This is a genomic window from Chromobacterium fluminis (genome assembly GCF_011602385.1).
GTDB classification, from domain to species: Bacteria; Pseudomonadota; Gammaproteobacteria; order Burkholderiales; family Chromobacteriaceae; genus Chromobacterium; species Chromobacterium fluminis.
The window spans coordinates 21,536-39,977 of the sequence record NZ_JAAOMA010000046.1 but is presented as its reverse complement, the minus strand read 5'-3'; the positions used below and the strand labels follow the sequence as shown (position 1 = coordinate 39,977).

At 58.5% G+C, this 18,442-nt stretch carries 27 protein-coding genes; 12 read left to right on the top strand and 15 right to left on the bottom strand.

Annotated features, from left to right (window positions below; all coding sequences use genetic code 11):
• Positions 1 to 48: 48 nt before the first annotated feature.
• The 8 genes from HA052_RS22540 to HA052_RS28165 all read right to left on the bottom strand — a co-directional run bounded on the left by HA052_RS22540 (position 49) and on the right by HA052_RS28165 (position 4,159).
• Positions 49 to 426 (bottom strand): HNH endonuclease signature motif containing protein, encoded by a 378-nt coding sequence (locus tag HA052_RS22540; RefSeq protein ID WP_166453688.1) that lies wholly within the window; start codon positions 424 to 426, stop codon positions 49 to 51.
• Positions 427 to 596: 170 nt separating this feature from the next.
• A complete protein-coding gene (locus tag HA052_RS22535; RefSeq protein ID WP_166453687.1) occupies positions 597 to 1,109 on the bottom strand; it encodes a hypothetical protein in 513 nt (170 codons plus the stop codon).
• A gap of 72 nt (positions 1,110 to 1,181) precedes the next feature.
• On the bottom strand, positions 1,182 to 1,748 hold the full coding sequence (locus HA052_RS22530) for an ATP-binding protein (protein WP_166453686.1): 567 nt from the start codon (positions 1,746 to 1,748) through the stop codon (positions 1,182 to 1,184).
• Between the two features lie 175 nt (positions 1,749 to 1,923).
• Positions 1,924 to 2,793, bottom strand: coding sequence for a hypothetical protein (locus tag HA052_RS22525; RefSeq protein ID WP_166453685.1), 870 nt, complete (start codon positions 2,791 to 2,793; stop codon positions 1,924 to 1,926).
• 21 nt (positions 2,794 to 2,814) lie between these two features.
• Entirely contained in the window at positions 2,815 to 3,069 is a 255-nt protein-coding gene (locus HA052_RS22520; RefSeq protein ID WP_166453684.1) for a hypothetical protein, read from the bottom strand.
• Positions 3,059 to 3,232 (bottom strand): hypothetical protein, encoded by a 174-nt coding sequence (locus HA052_RS22515; protein ID WP_166453683.1) that lies wholly within the window; start codon positions 3,230 to 3,232, stop codon positions 3,059 to 3,061. Before HA052_RS22515 ends, HA052_RS22520 begins: the two co-directional genes overlap by 11 nt.
• The gene (locus HA052_RS22510; protein ID WP_166453682.1) at positions 3,199 to 3,813 is read right to left on the bottom strand and encodes a toxin YdaT family protein; all 615 of its coding nucleotides are present in this window, start codon (positions 3,811 to 3,813) and stop codon (positions 3,199 to 3,201) included. Before HA052_RS22510 ends, HA052_RS22515 begins: the two co-directional genes overlap by 34 nt.
• Before the next feature lie 130 nt (positions 3,814 to 3,943).
• Positions 3,944 to 4,159, bottom strand: a complete 216-nt coding sequence (locus HA052_RS28165; RefSeq protein ID WP_166453681.1) for a YdaS family helix-turn-helix protein — start codon at positions 4,157 to 4,159, stop codon at positions 3,944 to 3,946.
• On the opposite strand from HA052_RS28165, the gene HA052_RS27450 reads away from it, so the two are divergent.
• Both HA052_RS27450 and HA052_RS22495 read left to right on the top strand, forming a co-directional pair.
• Positions 4,158 to 4,922 (top strand): helix-turn-helix domain-containing protein, encoded by a 765-nt coding sequence (locus tag HA052_RS27450; protein ID WP_206119010.1) that lies wholly within the window; start codon positions 4,158 to 4,160, stop codon positions 4,920 to 4,922. The two genes, HA052_RS28165 and HA052_RS27450, sit on opposite strands and share 2 nt — an antisense overlap.
• An 87-nt stretch (positions 4,923 to 5,009) precedes the next feature.
• Positions 5,010 to 5,369, top strand: coding sequence for a helix-turn-helix domain-containing protein (locus tag HA052_RS22495; RefSeq protein ID WP_346774582.1), 360 nt, complete (start codon positions 5,010 to 5,012; stop codon positions 5,367 to 5,369).
• Between the two features lie 13 nt (positions 5,370 to 5,382).
• Here HA052_RS22495 and HA052_RS22490 read toward each other — a convergent pair whose 3' ends face one another.
• Together HA052_RS22490 and HA052_RS22485 are read right to left on the bottom strand one after the other, a co-directional pair.
• Complete coding sequence (locus HA052_RS22490; RefSeq protein ID WP_166453679.1) at positions 5,383 to 5,556, bottom strand: hypothetical protein; 174 nt, start codon at positions 5,554 to 5,556, stop codon at positions 5,383 to 5,385.
• A gap of 120 nt (positions 5,557 to 5,676) precedes the next feature.
• On the bottom strand, positions 5,677 to 6,435 hold the full coding sequence (locus HA052_RS22485) for a helix-turn-helix transcriptional regulator (protein WP_166453678.1): 759 nt from the start codon (positions 6,433 to 6,435) through the stop codon (positions 5,677 to 5,679).
• Positions 6,436 to 6,880: 445 nt separating this feature from the next.
• On the opposite strand from HA052_RS22485, the gene HA052_RS22480 reads away from it, so the two are divergent.
• The 9 genes from HA052_RS22480 to HA052_RS22440 all read left to right on the top strand — a co-directional run bounded on the left by HA052_RS22480 (position 6,881) and on the right by HA052_RS22440 (position 11,849).
• On the top strand, positions 6,881 to 7,195 hold the full coding sequence (locus HA052_RS22480; RefSeq protein ID WP_166453677.1) for a helix-turn-helix domain-containing protein: 315 nt from the start codon (positions 6,881 to 6,883) through the stop codon (positions 7,193 to 7,195).
• Positions 7,192 to 7,887 carry a DUF7168 domain-containing protein gene (locus HA052_RS22475; RefSeq protein WP_166453676.1) on the top strand — a complete coding sequence of 232 codons (696 nt, stop codon included), beginning with the start codon at positions 7,192 to 7,194 and terminating at the stop codon, positions 7,885 to 7,887. Before HA052_RS22480 ends, HA052_RS22475 begins: the two co-directional genes overlap by 4 nt.
• Before the next feature lie 11 nt (positions 7,888 to 7,898).
• The gene (locus HA052_RS22470; protein WP_166453675.1) at positions 7,899 to 8,129 is read left to right on the top strand and encodes a hypothetical protein; all 231 of its coding nucleotides are present in this window, start codon (positions 7,899 to 7,901) and stop codon (positions 8,127 to 8,129) included.
• Positions 8,130 to 8,218: 89 nt separating this feature from the next.
• Positions 8,219 to 8,554 (top strand): hypothetical protein, encoded by a 336-nt coding sequence (locus HA052_RS22465; RefSeq protein ID WP_166453674.1) that lies wholly within the window; start codon positions 8,219 to 8,221, stop codon positions 8,552 to 8,554.
• A 4-nt stretch (positions 8,555 to 8,558) separates the two neighbouring features.
• On the top strand, positions 8,559 to 9,284 hold the full coding sequence (locus HA052_RS22460; protein WP_166453673.1) for a P-loop NTPase family protein: 726 nt from the start codon (positions 8,559 to 8,561) through the stop codon (positions 9,282 to 9,284).
• 5 nt (positions 9,285 to 9,289) lie between these two features.
• Positions 9,290 to 9,622 (top strand): hypothetical protein, encoded by a 333-nt coding sequence (locus HA052_RS22455; protein WP_166453672.1) that lies wholly within the window; start codon positions 9,290 to 9,292, stop codon positions 9,620 to 9,622.
• A 96-nt stretch (positions 9,623 to 9,718) separates the two neighbouring features.
• A complete protein-coding gene (locus HA052_RS22450; protein WP_166453671.1) occupies positions 9,719 to 10,093 on the top strand; it encodes a hypothetical protein in 375 nt (124 codons plus the stop codon).
• 320 nt (positions 10,094 to 10,413) lie between these two features.
• The gene (locus tag HA052_RS28275; protein WP_166453670.1) at positions 10,414 to 10,656 is read left to right on the top strand and encodes an excisionase; all 243 of its coding nucleotides are present in this window, start codon (positions 10,414 to 10,416) and stop codon (positions 10,654 to 10,656) included.
• 14 nt (positions 10,657 to 10,670) lie between these two features.
• Entirely contained in the window at positions 10,671 to 11,849 is a 1,179-nt protein-coding gene (locus HA052_RS22440) for a phage integrase Arm DNA-binding domain-containing protein (protein ID WP_166453669.1), read from the top strand.
• Between the two features lie 274 nt (positions 11,850 to 12,123).
• On the opposite strand, the gene HA052_RS22435 is transcribed toward HA052_RS22440, so the two are convergent.
• From HA052_RS22435 to HA052_RS27760, 5 genes are all read right to left on the bottom strand, one after another.
• Positions 12,124 to 14,349 carry an ATP-binding protein gene (locus HA052_RS22435; RefSeq protein ID WP_166453668.1) on the bottom strand — a complete coding sequence of 742 codons (2,226 nt, stop codon included), beginning with the start codon at positions 14,347 to 14,349 and terminating at the stop codon, positions 12,124 to 12,126.
• Positions 14,350 to 14,354: 5 nt separating this feature from the next.
• Positions 14,355 to 14,864 carry a putative pterin-binding protein gene (locus tag HA052_RS22430; protein ID WP_081550739.1) on the bottom strand — a complete coding sequence of 170 codons (510 nt, stop codon included), beginning with the start codon at positions 14,862 to 14,864 and terminating at the stop codon, positions 14,355 to 14,357.
• A gap of 11 nt (positions 14,865 to 14,875) precedes the next feature.
• The gene (locus HA052_RS22425; protein WP_081550741.1) at positions 14,876 to 16,093 is read right to left on the bottom strand and encodes an EAL domain-containing response regulator; all 1,218 of its coding nucleotides are present in this window, start codon (positions 16,091 to 16,093) and stop codon (positions 14,876 to 14,878) included.
• Positions 16,094 to 16,284: 191 nt separating this feature from the next.
• Complete coding sequence (locus HA052_RS22420) at positions 16,285 to 16,992, bottom strand: LysR substrate-binding domain-containing protein (RefSeq protein WP_346774581.1); 708 nt, start codon at positions 16,990 to 16,992, stop codon at positions 16,285 to 16,287.
• Between the two features lie 5 nt (positions 16,993 to 16,997).
• Complete coding sequence (locus HA052_RS27760) at positions 16,998 to 17,207, bottom strand: LysR family transcriptional regulator (protein ID WP_240937497.1); 210 nt, start codon at positions 17,205 to 17,207, stop codon at positions 16,998 to 17,000.
• 103 nt (positions 17,208 to 17,310) lie between these two features.
• Between HA052_RS27760 and HA052_RS22415 the strand changes: the two genes are divergently transcribed.
• Positions 17,311 to 18,282, top strand: a complete 972-nt coding sequence (locus HA052_RS22415; protein WP_166453667.1) for a bile acid:sodium symporter family protein — start codon at positions 17,311 to 17,313, stop codon at positions 18,280 to 18,282.
• Positions 18,283 to 18,442 lie beyond the last annotated feature (160 nt).

Here is an 18,442-nt window from a genome sequence, read left to right as displayed (position 1 = left end):
CCGGGGGCCATCTCGCCCCCGGCCACTCGCCGGCCCGGCCTCGCCGAATCAACCCGCGCGGCGGTTGCCAAACCCTCCGTCCTCACTCGCCGTCTTCCGCGAATGGCACGGAGCGCATAAAGCCTGATGATTGTCAGGCTTCCAGAACAAACGATGGTCCCCGCAGTGCGGCGTGATGTGGTCTACCACCGAGGCCTCAACGACATAGCCCAACTTTCGGCACACAACACACAACGGATTCGCCCGAAGGTATTTCAACCGGTACTGCTGCCAGCGATAGCCATAGCCTCGCTTACTCGCCGACTCTCGCCGGCCATCCACTTCTTTGTGTCGCTCTTTCCGGTGTCGCTCGCAATAGCCCGAGCCATCGCGCACCAGCGCCGCGCACCCCCTCGCCCGGCAAGGCGTCGGAGCCGATACCGCCATATTCCACCTCACAAAAAGCAACGCCCCGGCGAATCGCCAGGGCGCTAAACACAGAAAGAAAACCAACAGTACAACCGCCAAGAATGCAAAAAGCCCGAGCGGTTAACTCGGGCTTTGGACGCACCTATGGCTGGTGACAGGACGGATTATTTGAAAAATTCAGCGGCCTGTCAAGCGGCAATTGGAAGCTCTCCAGCAAATACTTGCTCAATCACCACTTCCAGTTCGCCCTTGGCTGCAATGAACCAGCCATCCAGCACGGGCGCAACCAGCACTTCAAAGAACTTTCTCGCAGTGGGCGGCGATCCGCCGAACAACCGCGCAAACTCGCGCCAGCTGCCGTCATCGCGCCGCATCCACTTGCGCACCAACCAGGCTCCAGCCTCAGGCCCGAACCGCTCGAACGCTTCCGGACAACTCACCCTTACGAACGAACACAAGTCCTTCCACACCGGCGGCCCCTGGCGGATGTCGTCCGCGTGGACCTTGGCCAACATTGCCAGCAGCTGAGCAGGCGGTAACGCCACCAAGGCATCATTCACCCGCAGCGCTTCAATACGACCAGAAGCGCGGCAACCATCCCGCCACCCAGCAGCACCGCCGCCATATTGCACGGCACCCACGCCACCAGACTGCAAAAACTCGATAGCCCAGCGCACAACATTCACAACTTCAAACGACATAACAATTCCCCTATTGACCGAGGGAATCCCTAGCCCGGTCTTGCCGGGCTTTATTTGTGCTGCGAGATTTTATCACGCCTTGCGGGCGCGGTAGTCATCCCATGGGCAATGCATGATCAACGCGCTTTCAAACATCCGGCTTACCGCCCGCCGCCCCAACAACTCGTGCAACGACGCTTGATCCTGATTCGAGATAAACACCGTCGGCCGCTGCTCCCCGCTACGCTTGTCAATCACCGAGTTCAGCACCCGCAGCCCCGGCCCCTTCTCGTCCAGAATGTCCACCTCGTCCAGCACCAGCACGGGGTAAGCCCCGTAGCGCTCCAGAACCCGCGATTCCGATTCGCCGCCGCCGCCCCAGCTTTCGCACACCTCCCGCTTGATCTGCTCAGACGTCACATAGCGCGCCCGGATGCCGCAACCCCGGATCAGCGCCAGCACCGCCGCGCAGGACATATGCGTTTTGCCCGTCCCCGTTCTGCCCAGCAACACCGCGTTTGAGCGGACCTCCCCGCGGCCAACACCGGCCACCCACCGCCGGAAATTTGTGATGACGGCGGCCTGTTCGTCGCAGACCCTTTCCAACTGGCTGAACGTCGCCACCGAGAACCGGCCAGGGACGCCCGCCTGTCGAAGCATGCCCGCCCGCCGTCGCTCAACCTCCTGAAGACGCTCTTTTTCCTCAGTGCAGCGCGGACAAACCGGCCGGTGGCCAGCTGGTACAAGCGCCTCAAACGGTCCATGAGCATCACACTGACCAGGGACAACAGCCAGCCCACGCCGCGCAGCAGCGCGCGGGAAATACTCCGCCACCTCATTCAATCCAGTCATCCCCGCCCCCTGCCGCCTCGGGCGGCATATTGCCGGATACAGGCGGCAGCCCATCGAACGCGCAATCCGGCGCCACCTTCACCCAACGATTTCCCGGCCTGGCCGGCTTGCCGGCACTGGCTGTTGGCTTCGCAGTCGGACGGACGGGCCTTTCCCGCCCTTCCAGCACCGTCTCCAGCACCTGCGCCAGGTAACTGGCGGGAATCCGCCGAGGGGCGCGGACATGCACCCTAGTACGCATTACGGCCAGCTTCAAGATAGCCGGCGTCACCCCTGCCGCCACCCAGCCGGGGATATCACCAGATACCCCCAACTTACTGGCCACCGTCGCAAGCTCGCTCTCGCGAGCGCACGCGCGGGGTATATCTATATCAACAGATATCTCTGATATGTCCGCCTCATGTTTAGCCGAGGCGTCCAGTTCATCAGACCCAGCCAAACCGCCAAACCCTTGCGGGGTCTGACTATTCGGATTCCCATTCATGTCCGGTTCATCATTCCCGTTCATGCCCCCTTCCTCCTGCGGACGCAATAACACCAAGGGCAGCTTCAAAACCAATTTCTTGACCTCATGCACCGTTGAAACCCTCTTGGCCAGCCCCTCGCGGGCCAACTCGTCCACCAGCGCATCCAATTGCCGGAGCGACGGCTTCCAGGGCGCGCGCTGACTCCCACGCGGCGGAGCAAACTGGATATTGATGGCCAGCTGCGCCCGGCTGACGGCAAACCCCCGACCCACTAGGCCGGTACGGATATCCACCTCAGGCCGCAGCCCCAGCACATAAAGGCGCATCGCCTCCAGGCTGCACCCGGCCAACGCCCCTTGCTCATCCTCGGATAGCAAAATATTCATACATTCACCTTCTATCGCTTGTCACTTGTTCAGCATCGCCAGCGCCTCATTACGCCCGCCGTTCCTCATCTCCGCCGCCAACTGGGGCACATCCCCACCCAGCGCGCGCTCTACATTCATCCTGTAGCCGTCGCCATAGACCAATTGCAGCCGTTTAATCTCGCGCTTCCGCAGCGCCGTGCCGCCGTGGCTGCCACGGAGCGCGTCCAGATAAGCAGCGTCCTTGTCCGGGTCGCCGCTCTCCAGCTCCCATTCAACCAGCCCGTTATCCGCCACGTCGCCGCGCCTCCTCGGCCCGATCCCGCGCCAGGCCATCCAACAGCGCCAGGGCGTCGTCCAACATGCGCCGGCGCTCGTCTTCCTTGAAACGGGACGGCGCGTGACGGAAGCGGGCGCGCTGCTGCATCAGCCTGCGCTTTTGAAACTCTCGGGCCGACACTTTTCGGACTCCTCCGCAATGCAGCCCAGCACAGCAGCAATAGCCTCTTGATGCGCGGCTTCCGACTCCCTCAACTCGATGAGTGCAGACTCCAGGCGCTCCAGCGTCGGCCGCTCAACCGTCATCGAAAATGCCGTCAAGCCCTCCCCGGTCTCTTTGATAAGCGACGTCAATAACTCAACATGAGAGGCGCTGGCCTCCTGCGTTTTGGCCAACGCCACATCCAAACCAACCGGACGCGCAATTTCCGTCATTGCCCACAGCCGCAAATCCACCGGCAGCGCATGCAAGGCCACTTGCATGAGCTCAACAGGTAGCTGACTCGTTGCTTTGGTTTCTACCTCCAGCCAGCGATTGAGGCGCTGCCCATTTGTTCGCATCACCCGAGCCGTGTCTTTCCCCGCTCCAGGCCGCTGAAACTCAAACGGCAGCACATGAGCCAGGCCCATCGCATCGAATCGCTCAATAAACTCTGCGGCCACCGCTTCCCACGACTTATCCGAACGCTGGCGATACGTCGTGAACGCATCACGCAAAATGCGAATGGGCGTCTTGTGTGGCACACGTTGCATGATTTTCATTTTTCGGGTCGCTATAGTTACTGCGGCTGCTGGTCACAGCCACACACGGAATAAAAAAGCCGGAATCAGCCGGCAAAGCTCGCCGGCCCGGTCAGTGGCCGCCGAGAGGGAAAACCATAATGCCCACACCCTAAGCAGGGCATGGGCCATACAAATCAGGGCGAAGACGGTGACGGGAAACCCCCGTAGCCGCTTCAATCTTCAAAACAAATTCAGCTGGCGGAACCTCGCCAACAGCCTTTGTCAGCCAGTAGTGGACGTGAGCTTGGCGCTTGCCAATGGCCTCCGCCAACGCCGTTTGAGTGCCAGCCTTCTTAACCGCTTCGATGAGAGCTTCCCGAGACATGGGCATCACCATTACAAGTTCACAAGTATTTCGAAGGTTACAAGATTACAAGTATCCTTGCAAACGCAAAAAACAAGTTTTTTGTAAAATCATTCAAATGAACTCATTCCCAGAACGCATTCGGCATGCAGTTGAAATAGCCGGCGGACAGACGAAACTCGCCCGAAAAGTCACTGACTTGATGGGGAAAGAAGTACGCCCTCAAGCCATTCAATACCTCTGCAATTCAGCAAAACCAGCCAGAAGCTCTAGCCTCACCATTTTTATTGCCGAGGCCACGGGGCTTGACCCGATCTGGCTAAGCACAGGCAAAGGCAGCCCCGAGCCGGCCACCCCGCCCACAAACCCAACCCCTGTTAGCAATGATGCGGATTCTCCGCTCGCCCAAAACATCAGAAAAAAGATGGAACAGACGGGGAAAAGCGTTCAAGACATTGCGGATCACTTAGGCATCACATACGAAATGGCCCGGCGCTACACCCTGGCCACGGCACGTCCACGGCAGGACAAACTTGCAGCTCTAGCGGAGCTACTTGAAACAACCCCTTTAGAGCTTGACTACGGCACACCACAACAACCCAAAGTAACCGTCACAAAAGTAGCCACCCCTCCGGAGCCGCCAAGCACATCCCCCGCACGCTCGCTAAGCTTCAAAAACCCTGAAGAGATGGCCCGCCACCTCGCCGCAGAAAGCCCGGAAGCAATCGCCGAGTTTCTTAGACATCTAGTCAGCAACCTAGCGGACAAGCTAGATAAAAAATAAGCGGCTAAGCCGCTTATTTTTATTTGACCAAACCAATCGCACTAGTAACAACAATCAATCGCCCTAGTAACAGAGTGTTCCCAGAAAATGGGGCACATGAAAACCGTAGGCGACAGAATCCGACACGCACGCCAACAAGCGAAGCTGTCACAGAAGGCACTAGCCCGTCGGGCTGGCGTGGGCACATCTACAATCGGCTCCCTTGAGTGCGGCCGCAGCAACTCCACTACCCTGCTAATCCCTATCGCCAAAGCTCTGAGCGTCAATCCTAGCTGGCTCAGTACCGGCAAAGGCGACCCAAAGGCAGGACACGTTAGCTCTGGAGCTTACGCCCAAGCGGACAACATAGAAGAACTTGCTCAACAGATTGCAGACAAAGGCATCGCGGAGATAGCACAACTCATCGGCCTTATCATGGAATGTCAGGCAACAAAAAAGCGGCCATGATGGCCGCCGCAGACTACTTGCTCACAAACTGCATCCAGAAATCAGACTGCCGCAGGAAACGCCAAGCTGCCTCCGCATCGCCCCACTCGTCTATTTTTAATTCGCCCTCCTCAGTCAGCCGGATTTGCACCACGGCTGCATCACGATTAGTTTCGAAAGTGCTGTTTCCATTAGTTTTATTATGCATTACCCGACGCCTAGTGACACAACAACCAGGCAAACTATACCCCTATTGCATTATCGTTAACATTAGCCAGCTAGCTAAACTCCAAAAATTATTTACAAGCAGCCCAGCTCAAAAATCCATCTAAATAAATTGCTCTCGCCACCGCCAGGCCAATTGCGCGTAAGTATTGTATCCACTACGTTTCAACACCCTCTGCATGTGGTGCTTTACAGTGCTGTAGCTTAGAGACAACGCATCACCAGCCTCGTGATATGTCATCCCCTCCGCGATTACTAATCGGAATATATCTCGTTCTCGCTGCGATAATTTAGCTAGCGAGACACTTGGAGCCAGCGCTCTAGCCGCCGCATCCGCAATGGACGGCAGCAGCCTACCCAACAGCTGACGGACACTTACCGAGTCCTCAAGCTCACGCCCTACCAGCGAAATCACGATCTTGTGGCCACCGCGAACCAACGAAACATAAGACAGGCCATGCGTCATGCCGTGCGCCCTGCATGCATTCTGAAATCGTCGTAGGCCAGGGGACGGCCTCACCCCGCCCAGAATCAGCCGCGACCAGATCACAGCCGCGCCCGGAACAGCCTGAATAACAGGGTCCACCCGGTGGAAAGCGTGTTCTTTGTACATCCTCAACCACCGCTCGTCCCAACCTAGGTTTATCTCTATCACCGCATCCCGCGCCTCTGCCTCTGCGTCGATCCGAGCAAGAATCAGCGGCGGCGCGCCCGGCAATGCGTGCTGCAACGCAAGCAGAAACGCTCGGATGTCGTCCTCATCGTTCAGCTTTATCAATGACTGTTGCAACGCCGCGAGATGTCCAAGACCGATTGACGACAAGCTTCCCATCAACTGTTCCACATCTGGCGTCAGCCTCATTTCCACACCTCCCCTCCCTTAGTCATAGCAAAGAGGAAAAATTCTAACTAGTCCTACAAGCCAACCACCACAGACAACAAAAATGCAACAAGCGGGCTTGCAATTCAATTACCTGTTGACTTGTAATTTTCTACTTGCTAGAGTTCGATACAAGTTTTTTAGTAATCGATCTTTAACAACCCGCGAATATGCACCGGCCCATTCCGGCCGGGACATCCAACAGCGCGCCAGTGGCGCGCACCCACGCCGGCGGCGCAACGCACGTTCAACCAACGCGCGCTCTCCTCTGACCAGCTCCGCCGGCATCCCTTTGCGCTTTCACACGAGAGAGCAAAGGGATGCACCGAACCCCAGGCCGTGAGGCCTTTTTTTGGACCCGCAGCATTAGCAATTCATTAGCTGCGCATTAGCGCTGCATTAACCACGCATTAGCAAAGGATTAGTCATGTTCAGCAAAATCCAAAACCCGCGCGAAATCCGTAAATCCTCCGGCCTGAATCAACAGGCGTTCTGGTCCCGTATCGGCGTCACGCAATCCGGCGGCTCCCGCTACGAAAGCGGCCGCGACATGCCCAAGCCGACCCGCGAATTGCTCCGTCTGGTCTACATCGAGCAAATCGACTTGACCACGCTGCGCGGCGAGGATGTCCAGATTGCGGACTACCTCAAGACAACCCACCCGGACTTGTACAAGAGCCTGGCCAAGGCGGTGAAGACCCAAGCCGCAGCCCAGGCCCGCAGCGAGGAGCAAACGGCATGAGCGACAACGCCGCCATTCTGGCCAAGATCAAAAAATGCCTTGCTCTCAGCAAGAGCAGCAACGAACACGAAGCCGCCGCCGCGCTGCGTCAAGCCCAAGCCCTGATGCGCAAGCACGACATCACGGACCGCGACATCTTGTTAGCAGAAGTAAGCGAGGCGGACACGCCGGCAGGGGCCAAGAAAACCCCAATACGCTGGGAGGCCTCTCTTTCCCACCTGATTGCCAGAGCCTTCAACTGTGATCACCTACTAAGCACTGGCTTCAGCGGAGGACGCTGGAAGTTCATCGGCCCCGGCTCCGCGCCGGAGGTAGCCGCCTACGCTTTCAGTGTACTGGCGCGCCAGCTACGCAAAGCCCGTGCCGAATTCATCGCAACCAAGTGCAAGCGCCTAATCCGCGCCTCTAAAACACGCCGCGCTGATTTGTTTTGTGAAGGCTGGGTAGCTGCCGTTAGGCAGTTGGTTGCCAATATTGCCACCACTTCCCAGGCCAAAGCCGCGATTGGGGCCTACATGGCCAAACACTACCCAGACCTTGGCGACTTTACCCCACGCAACCGGCAGGGAGAGCGAGCAATGCTTAAGGGCGATTACTCCGCCCGCTCTGATGGCTGGCAGGCCGGCAAAGCTGCACAGCTGCGCAATGGTCTGGCTGGCCAGGCAAAGCAAGCCGCACTCTCACAACAATAAAGGACAAAACAATGACAGCCGTCTCCATTCGCTTTATCGCGGCGCAAATGATAGAAGCCCGCTCCAGCGTGCTTTATTTCCACGCCAAGCCGGAGCAAGACCCCAACCATACGGCCAAAGCGCGCGAGACACGCCGCCGTCAGGAAGACCGCGCGGAACGCCTCCAGCGGCGCGCAGACACCGCCAACGGCTGGGACGCCACGCCCAGCTGCCCAGCCCGCCGCATCATCCGCCCGCGCTAACACGGCACCCGTTAGCGCTATTCATTAGCGCAGCATTAGCAAAGCGTTAACACCACATTAGCAAGCCATTGCCAAGGCATTAGCAAACCATGAGCAAACAGACGCCTAGCGACGCGCTGGAGCAGCTGGGCGCTGACAGCAAGATCGCCAAATTTCGCGCAGCCCTCCCCGCAATAGAGGAGGCCAAGCGACGCGGCGCGTCTTACGCCAGCATCCGCGCCGGCCTAGCCGCTGCCGGCATCCATATGTCGGCCAACGAGTTCCGCGTAACCCTGCACCGGATCAAACAGGCCCAACAGAAAGAAAAGGAAGGCCATGCAAGACACTCAGCGCCGCCCTTGCCGTCCCCGACAAGCACGGAAAACGGACCCAAGCGCTTCAACTTTAACGACCACACACACACCCAAAAACGGGAGAAATGGTAATCAAATGTACAACAGCCACCACGTATTGCAGGGCAAGGGCGGCATCGGCAAGTCCTTCGTCGCATCGCTACTCGAGCAGGCCGAGGCCGCACTCAATAACAACCCGCTGGGTATAGACAGCGACCCGGTAAACAAAACGCTGTCCCGCCACAAGGCCATGAACGTCCGGCCGCTGGACATCATGGAGAACAACAAAATCAACTCCAGGGCGTTTGATGACATGGTGGAATGGATCTACCAGCACCAGGGCGCGACTGTTGTAGATAACGGCGCCACCAGTTTTATACCGGCCACGGCCTATATCGCCGAAACCGGCGCCTTGGACGTGCTGGCGAGCATGCGGCGGCGCGTACTGCTCCACTCCATCCTGATGGCCGGGCAAGAACAGGACGACACCGTAGACGGCCTGAAAGCCCTGATTGCCAGCACATCTGCGCCCATCGTTGTCTGGCTCAACGAACGCAACGGGCCGCTAGTAGACAGTCACGGAACCCCGTTCCACGAATCCGACATCTACAAGCTTAACCGCGACCGCATCGCCGGGATTGTCACCATCCACCAGCGAGACGCACAGTGTTTTGGCGAAGACATCCGCCAGATGACGACGCAGAACCTGACGTTTGCCGAAGTCCAGGCCGGGGACTGGCCATTCATGCCCAAGCACCGATTGAGTCAGGTGTGGAACTCGATCTTTAGCCAACTTGCGCCAATTCTCAAAAACGAGGGATGAAGCTCATGACCCCCAAAGCACTGGTCAAAGCGATTGCTCAAATCGCCGAACACAAAGCCGCCGTTTCAGAAACCTACAAAGAGTATCTAGCGACTCAAGAACGTGCCCGCGAACACATCAAAAGTACGTTAAGGCAAATTGATGAAGCATGGAATAAGGGTTTAAGAGTTGACGCAGACAAGATAAACCTAGGCAATGGAACCATGCTTGTAATTGAGGAAGAATGGTTTGATTTTCCCGATCCGCTTATCGCTGTCCAGATCGTCAAAGCCAAAGACATTCCAACGCTTGAAGAAATCCAAGCCAGTCTTGAACAAGCATGCCAACCATCGTCTTAATTTTCCTCAGCGCTGCCATTATGGCGGCGCTAGCCTTCTCCCCCAAACACCCTCCGCAGCGCCGGCACCGCTGCCACCGCATCAGGAGCAATAGCAATGGAGCTCACGTTTGACCTTCAACAGCAGCTTGACCAAACCGCCCTTCAAGTCACCAAGCAAATCCAGTCCATCAAATCCGAAAGCTTTCAGTTAGAGGAACTGCTCCGCGACATCCTAAATCAGCCCGGTGCGGGGATTGCATCCGTCACAACCCAATTAAACAGCACTCGCCAATTAACCAATAGCGGCATGTTAGATACAGTCGGCGCAGTCACATGCGCAATCGTAGGCGGGATCAACCAACAACAAATTTCCAAATTAGCGGAGCGGCGCAATATGCATACCCTTCGCTCCATCGACGGCCATGTACTCGTATACCCCATTTCGGGAAAATCTCGCGCACACCTTCGCCTCGACGGCGTGAACCCGTGACCCAGCACTTTTCGGAGCAACCCAAATCGAGATGACTAAATACTACCTACCTCCGATGCAGAAAAAAAAAGTCGCGCATCGGCGAGTGCAAAAAGCGGCCTTCCAATTCCAGAGCGCTGATCGGAGTGCCATTGTTTCGCACATGGGAAGACGCCCATGCCGCTCTACTCGAACGAGCACGCAGGCGTGTCGCGCTGCATGAACGCGAGCTGCCAGAGGCCCGGCAATTTCTAGCCACCGTCGAAGCGATGAAGAAAGGAGGCGGATAACTTGCCGAAGCATCCGCCAATCCAATCAATATTAACTGCAAAGGCTACTCCATGAGCACTGTAAAAAACATCCCACTCAGAACGTGGGCTGCCCAAAAATTCAGCCCACCGCCAAGCGATTACCTACTGAGGAAATGGCGGGACAACGGACAAATTATTCCACTACCTGAATTTATTGGGCGCGAATATTTTGTTAGCGAAAACGCCAAGTTTATTGGCGGCATTAGAAGGCCCAGGCCAAGAACAACAAAGCCCGCCCCCAATCAAAAGGCCCGACTTAAAGACAGAATATAACAGGAGAATGAAATATGGCAGGAGCCCGCAAGCGAAACCGCCGACATTGGCCAGACTATTTATTGGCACGGCCACGCCAAGGTGGGCTTTACTATTACTGGAAGCATCCCGTCACAAAAAAAGAATTTGGACTAGGTTACGACTTTGCAGACGCAGCAAGCCAAGCGCGAGAAGCTAATGCAGAACTCGAACATCGCAAGCCACAACAAAACAGCTTAACAGAAAGAATCAAGGGGCGAGACACCAAAACATTCCATGCCTGGCTAGACGTTTACCAAGACATTCTATCAAAGAGAAAAGGAAAAGGAGGAAGGCCACGCAGCGACAACACAAAGAGAACAGAAAAATCTAAAATCAAATACATTAGAGGTGCATTCGAAGCCAGAACCCTAATTGCAAACATTACCCCACAAGACTGCAAAAAAGCAATTGATCCACTCATCGAGCAAGACAAGGTCAGATTAGCTCAATCCATTCACAGCACGCTAACAGATTGCTTCAATGAGGCCATTGCAAATGAGTGGATAGACATTGGCAAAAACCCAGCCACATTAATTAAGAAACCTCAACCTATTGTTAAGCGAGCGCGAATTAATATAGCGCAGTTTAAGCGAATATTACAGAGAGGAAAGACAGACAAAGACCCTTGGTTTGAAACTGCATTAATGCTTGCAATTCTTACCGCGCAACGAGTAGGAGACATAGCGGACATGAAGTATTCAGACATAAAAGCAGACCCAGAATCAAGGACCGAATATTTACACATTATTCAGGCAAAGGAGAAACACCCCATACGAATACCACTAGGCCTATCGCTGCCAAGCTTTCCAGGAGAGACTCTTGGATCAATCATCGCAAAATCTCAGGAAACCAAAATCAAGGGCGCAACCACCATTTGCCATCATCGTGTAAATATCGGCGTAGCAAAAGCAGCCGACAGCGTGCATGAACAAACAATGAGCAAAGCATTCACTGAAGTATTGCGCGATGAATTTTCGGACGAAGAACAGGCCCATGAGTGGCCAGGGAAAAACCCGCCGACTTTCCACGAAATCCGAAGTCTCGCCAAACGCCTACACCTCGACCTCAAAACCGGAGTCAACACAAAAACCCTACTCGGCCACACCTCCGACGACAGCGCCGACCTTTACGCCGACCCGCGCGGCGAGTGGTGGACTGTTGACATATCCTAGCCCTTCCCTCCTCAAACCCTCGCCGGCCACATTGACAAAATGATTGACATGTCGATTGACAAGCCAGTGCCGGCGCGGGTTTGCAGTCCAGCCTGTATACTTCCCATGCAAACAAACAAAATGGACAAGCAATCGTTCTGGCTCATGGACGGTTTCGGCCCTCTATTTTTATTCAGTATGGGATTCAAGCACTGACTCGCCTCGATCTTATCACTTCCGCCGCAGGCTACGCGCCCACATGGGACGCGCCGACGATTTTCACGCCGCCCCGCGACTAACGCAACGCCGGCAGGTCCATGCCGGCGAGATAGCCGGCCGCGATGCAGGCGCTGCGCGTCGAGTCGAACAGGAGGCCGACTCTTTCCGCCTCGTCGGCCAGCCCCTCCTCCGCCGCCAAGGCCAAGCGCTCCAGTCCGGCACAGGACCCGCCCAGAGCGCTGAAGCCCAGGGTCAACGCGGCTCCCTTCAAATTGTGCGAGTGGCGCCGCACCTGATCTCGCTGACCGGCCAGCGCCGCGGCCAGCAATTCATCGACCCTGCCGACCTTGCCGGCGAAGAATTGCGCCACCAACTCCCGGTATTTTTCCAAGGTCAGCATTTCCGTCATTTTTTCTATCATCGCCACGTCCAGCAAGGCCGGCAACATGGAGGGCTCGGCGCTGCGCTCCGGGGCCGGCCCATCGCCGAACTGACGCTCCAGCATGGCTTGGAAATCTTCCGCGTGCAGCGGCTTGGCCAGAAAATCATCCAGCCCGCCGGCCAGGGCTTTATCCCGCGTTTCCGAGAGGACGTCGGCCGTCAAAGCAACAATCTTCATGCCCGGCGTCATCGCGCGCTCGCGCAAACGCCTTGTCGCCTCGATGCCGTCCATCGCCGGCATGTGCAAATCCATCAAAACCAGATCGAAAGGTTGCCGGGTTGCCGCCTCCACGGCTTCCGCTCCGTCCTGAATCACGGTGACGAAGTGCCCTTGTTTCTGCAGCATCGCCTGCATGTATTTGCGATTGACCGGGTTGTCGTCCACCACCAAAACACGGAGCTGACGCCCCGGCTCCGTCGGATCCGCCTCGGCACCCGCCTTGACCAGGCCTTCCGGCGCACTCATCGCTTGCAAGGGCAGCGACAGCACGAAGACGCTGCCCGCGCCCAGCGCGCTGTGCACGGTAATGCCGCCGCCCATCAGTTGCGCCAGGTTTTGGGAGATTTCCAGGCCCAGGCCGCTGCCGCCGTACTGACGCACGGTGGAGCTGTCGCCTTGGGAGAAGCGCTTGAACAAACGCGCCAGGCTAGCGTCATCCATGCCTATGCCGGTATCCCTTACCGTGATCCGCAGCACGGCCCCGCTTTCCGAACCCGATTCCGCGGCCTCCGCCTGAATGGTCACCGCGCCCATCTCGGTGAACTTGATCGCGTTGCTGAGCAGGTTAAGCAGGATTTGCCGCAGGCGGGTCGGATCGCACAGCACCCACTCGGGCACGTTCAAATCCAGCGCCATGCGCATGGCCAGCCCCTTGGCCACGGCCTGGCCGCGCATCAGGCTTTCGCATTGCAACAATAGTTGCCGCAAATTGCACACTGTGGGCAGCAGGTCCAGCTTGCCCGACTCCAGCTTGCTGGCGTCCAGCACATCGTTCAGCAAGGCCATCAGATGGCGAGCGGACTCTTCGGCGGTCTTGATGTAGTCGGCCTGCACCGGCGTGGGGGTGCAGTCTCCCAGCAAGGACAGCATGCCCAGAACGCCGTTGAGCGGCGTGCGGATTTCATGACTCATATTGGCGAGAAACACGCTTTTCGCCATGCTGCCGGCCTCGGCCTGTACCCGAGCCTGCTCCAGTACGCCGGTCAGTTCTTCCAACTCGTGACGCCGCCGTTCCAACTGCCGCAACTGCCGGACCACGATAATGGCGAAACCGAGGATCAGCGCCCATTCGAAGGCCATCAGCCAATTGCTGACCACGATGTGTTGCTGCATGCTTTTGTTGCGCGCGTCCACTTGCTCCGCCATGCGCTGATTGGCCACCAGCGACAGGTCGTGCAATGGTCCGTTCAGCAAGTCCAGCTCGGAGTCCAGCCGCCGCAAGCCGTCCAACTCCAGTGCCACTCCGGACTGGCGACTGAAATAGGCATCGGCCTTGCGGATGAAGGCGTCCAGCTTGGGACGTGCCTGCTGGTATTCCTGGGTGCCATCCAGCAGGCTGGAGTACAGGCCATGGTCGACCACCCCCACGCGGCTGACGAAAATGTCGTAGCGCTCTTGCAGTTCCGCCCGGTCCTGCTCATGGTTCAGCACATGTTCTATCGTCGTCTGCAGCCTCATTGACTCGGTTTCGAGCTGAAAATAGGCCCATACGATGTTGTCGCCTTCGTAGCGCGCCGCCGTGTTCAGCATGTCCGCCTGACGTACCTGGATATAGGCCACCCCGGCGAACACGCAGGCCAGCGTCGCTCCGATCAAGATCAGGCTCCGCCAGGAGGAGTAGCTGCGCTGTGGCGTATTCATCGCGCTTAATGCACCAGCAGGGATTTAAGCTGCCAGGCGGAACGGTTGTAATACAGCTCCGAACGCAGCTCTTCTTGCGAGTCGTAGGGGTAGACGATGAACAAGGGCCCTTTCTCCCGCACCGGCATTGGTTTGCCGTTCATTTGCGTCGCCAGAATCACGTCGAATCGGCTGGCGTCGTCAAAGGGGATATCGGTCTTGTAGTCGTTCAGCGCCACCGCTTTCAACAATTTGCCGTGTGCGCCGGCCGCGGCCAACACGTCGCGCAGCAACGGCCCGGAGAAGCGGGTTAAACCCGGATACCAGGGAGTGTGGGTGCTGAAACTGCGTTGCGGCAGCTTGGCCAACATCGCCATGTCGAAGGCCGCGGCGTCTCCCTGATTCTTTTGACTGATATTGCCGCTGATCACCAGCACCGCCTTCCCGGCGGGTTTGACCAAAGCGTCGGCAGCCGCGGCCAAGGGCGTCGCGAAGGCCAGGCCGAGCAGCAACAATAGGGTTCCAAGTCGTCTCATGGTTTTCTCGCTTAGGTAGGCGTTGCAATGAATATCCAATCCCGCGCCGGCGGCGACGCGCCTCCGCCGCAACTCGCCAGCCACTCGGCGAAGGAGGCCTCGTCTACCGGCGGGGAGATCAGGGAGCCTTGAGCGGCCAATACGCCGAACTCCCGGCACAAGGCCCATTCGGCCTCGGAGGCCACGCCTTCGGCCACCACTTTCAGGCCCAGGCGTCGTCCCAATTCGACGCTGGCAAGGAAAATGGAGCGGTTGGTGGCGTTGCCCGCCGCATCGATAACGAAGCCTTTGTCGATTTTCAATTCCGTGAACGGGATGCGCGCCAGCCGGTCCATGCTGGCGAAACCGGTGCCGAAATCGTCAATCGCCAGGCCGGCTCCCTTCAAACGCAAACGGGTCATGATTTCCAGCGCCGAGGCCGGATCCGCCATCACGCCGCTTTCCGTGACTTCAAACGTCACGCGGGACATCTCCAAGTCGGTTTCGCGCGCAATCGAAACCAAAGAAGCCACCAGGCTGGCCTCCTTCAAGGATTGCATGGACAGATTGACCGACATGTCCAGGCGTTTGCGCGCGTCCAGGCGCTTCAACGCTTGCGACGCATCTGCGAACAAGCGCTTGGTCATCTGCGTGATCAGGCCGCTCTGTTCAGCCAACTCGATGAATTGCAGCGGGCCCAGCAAACCCAGTTGCGGATGCAGCCAACGCGCCAGCACCTCCACGCTCAGCACCCGGCCGCTGGCCACATCCACCTGCGGCTGGAAAAACGGCACCACTTCGCCGCGCTCTATGCCCAGGCGCAACTCTTCGCTGTTGATCCGCTCCATGGGCAGACAAAGCGCCTCTCCCGCAGCGATGGGCGCGGCCAGCATCGCCAGCAACTGTTCCGGATCCACCGGTTTGGGCAAGACCCCGCACAAGCGCAGCGCGTACATCCGCGCCAGATCCGCCACGCTGTCCAACACCCTTTCGTCGAAACCGCTGGTGATCAGCAATTTACCCTGGTAAGCCCTCTCCCCCAAATGACGCACGAATTCGACGCCGTCCATGCGCGGCATGTCCAAATCGCAAAAGATCAGATCGAAAGCCCGGTCGCCGGCATCCAGCTGCATCAGCGCGTCCAGGCCGTCCACCGCCTCGGATATCTTGCTCATGCCCATCTGGCGCAGCACCGCGGTCAGGAACTGCCGGGATATGGCTTCGTCGTCAACCACCAAGATTTGCGGCATCGTCTCCCCCTCTAGCCCATCTCGTGCTGGCTGTTTTCACTACCGGCGCCCGCTTCGGGCCTCCGCAACCAAGCCCGCTGCGCTGTTTTACGCCGCGCGGCGTCCCTGGCCCCGTTTTTGCCCCTGCTAGTATCTAAATAGCCCGCGGCCTTCGTCTTTTCCAGCAAGCACCCCGGCCATGCCCGGCAAACTCAGCCGCCCCAGGCGGCCGGCCGCGCCGCGGCGGCCAGTTCCGCGCGCATTTCCAGCGCCAGTTGCCAAACCTTCCGCGCGAGCGGGGACAGAGAACGGTTAGGCCGTTTGATCAACACAATACGGCGCCTTTCCACCGGCAGCAGCGGCAATACGCTCAAACCGCCGCCAGCGGGCAGCGGCATGGCCAACCCCGGCGTGACGCTGAGGCCCAAGCCGGCCGCCACCATGCGGAACACCGATTGCGAGTGCCCCAATTGCTGTGTCACTTCGCATGCCAAGCCATGCTTGAGCAGCAGCTCATCAATCAGCCGGCGGCTGCCGGAGCTGTGGTCCAGCAACACCAGCGACAGGCCATCCAGCTGCGCCCAATGCGCGGCCTCATGAGCGGCCAAATCGTGGTCGCTGCGGCACACCAACCAGAAATCGTCCTCCAGCAAGGGCTCGCTCTCCAGCGGAACGGCCGCGTCGGGCTCCACCACCAGGCCAAAATCCACCTCCCCGCTCGTAACCGCGTCGACGTTCAGCCGTTGCACCTGGTCGTGCAACACCAGCCTCAATTGCGGATAGCGCTGCCGACAACGCGCGATCAACAGAGGCATCAGGCTGGCCGACAAGGTGGGGCTGCTGGCCACTCGCACTACGCCGTGGGCCTGCGCGCCCTCCATCCGAGCTTCGCTCAGCGCCTCTTGCAGCGCCTCCAGCACCCGCGTCAGCTCCCCTGCAGACGACGAGCCGCCGCGGTGGGTTCTACCTCCCGCGTGGTGCGGTCGAACAAACGCAGGCCCAAGGCCTGTTCCAGCTCTCTCACCGCGCGGCTGACCGCCGGCTGAGTCAGACCCAGCGCGTCGCCTGCACGGCTGAAACCACCCAGTTCGATCACGGCCTGGAACACCCGCAATTGGCGCAAAGTCACATTCATACCAATAACTCATGAATAGATCAGATAAATGCATTTGTATTCTCAATTGCGCTGCGGTTCAATAGCGGTTTCTCCTGCCATCGCCGCACCGACGCACGCCCCCATGCCCAAACTACTCGACGCCTTCACGCTGTCTCTGCTCGCCACCGTCGCTTTGGCCAGCGCGCTGCCCTGCTCCGGCGACGCCGCGGTCGCGCTCAACCTCGTCACCAATCTGGCGATCGCGCTGCTGTTCTTCTTGCACGGCGCCAAGCTGTCCCGCGAGGCCGTGCTGGCCGGTGCCTCTCACTGGCGCCTGCACCTGGTGGTGCTGGGCTGCACCTTCTTGCTCTTCCCGGCTCTCGGCCTGCTGCTGCAACCGGTACTGCAGCCGCTGCTGACGCCGCAGCTCTACCTAGGCATCCTTTATTTGTGCATGCTGCCTTCCACCGTGCAGTCGTCCATCGCCTTCACTTCAATGGCGCAGGGCAATGTACCGGCCGCCATTTGCAGCGCCACCGCGTCCAACATCCTTGGCATCTTCATCACCCCGTTGCTGGTCAGCCTGCTGGTGGTTAAACACCATGGCGTGGGCCAGGGCTGGGGGCCGGTGCTGGACATCGTGATGCAGTTGCTGCTGCCCTTCGTCGCCGGCCAGATCGCCCGCCGCTGGATAGGAGGCTGGGTGGACCGCAACAAGGGCTTGCTGCGCTATGTCGATCAGGGGTCCATCTTGCTGGTGGTCTACACCGCCTTCAGCGCCGCGGTGATCAGCGGACTGTGGCGACAAACGCCTCCCCGGGCGCTGGCCGCGCTGCTGCTGGTCAATCTGGTGCTGCTCGGCCTGCTGCTGACCATCACCATGCTGCTGAGCCGCAAGCTGGGCTTCTCCCGCGCGGACCAGATCACCATCGTGTTTTGCGGCTCCAAGAAAAGCCTGGCCAGCGGCGTGCCCATGGCCAAGGTGCTGTTCGCCGCGCCGGCGCTGGGCTCCATCGTGCTGCCGCTGATGCTGTTCCATCAGATCCAGTTGATGGCTTGCACGGCGCTGGCGCAGCGCTATCGCCGACAGCAGCGGGCGGCAACGCTCCATTAATAAAGACGACGCCCCGCTCGAACTCGAACGGGGCGTTGCGCAAACAAAACAGCAAGACCCTTAGAATCTGTTCAAAGTCTCGCGAACAAGACAAGGCGAAAACGGCTGAGAAAGCGGAAGGCACCGCAGGCACATGAGCATTTCGAGGCTGTTTTCAACA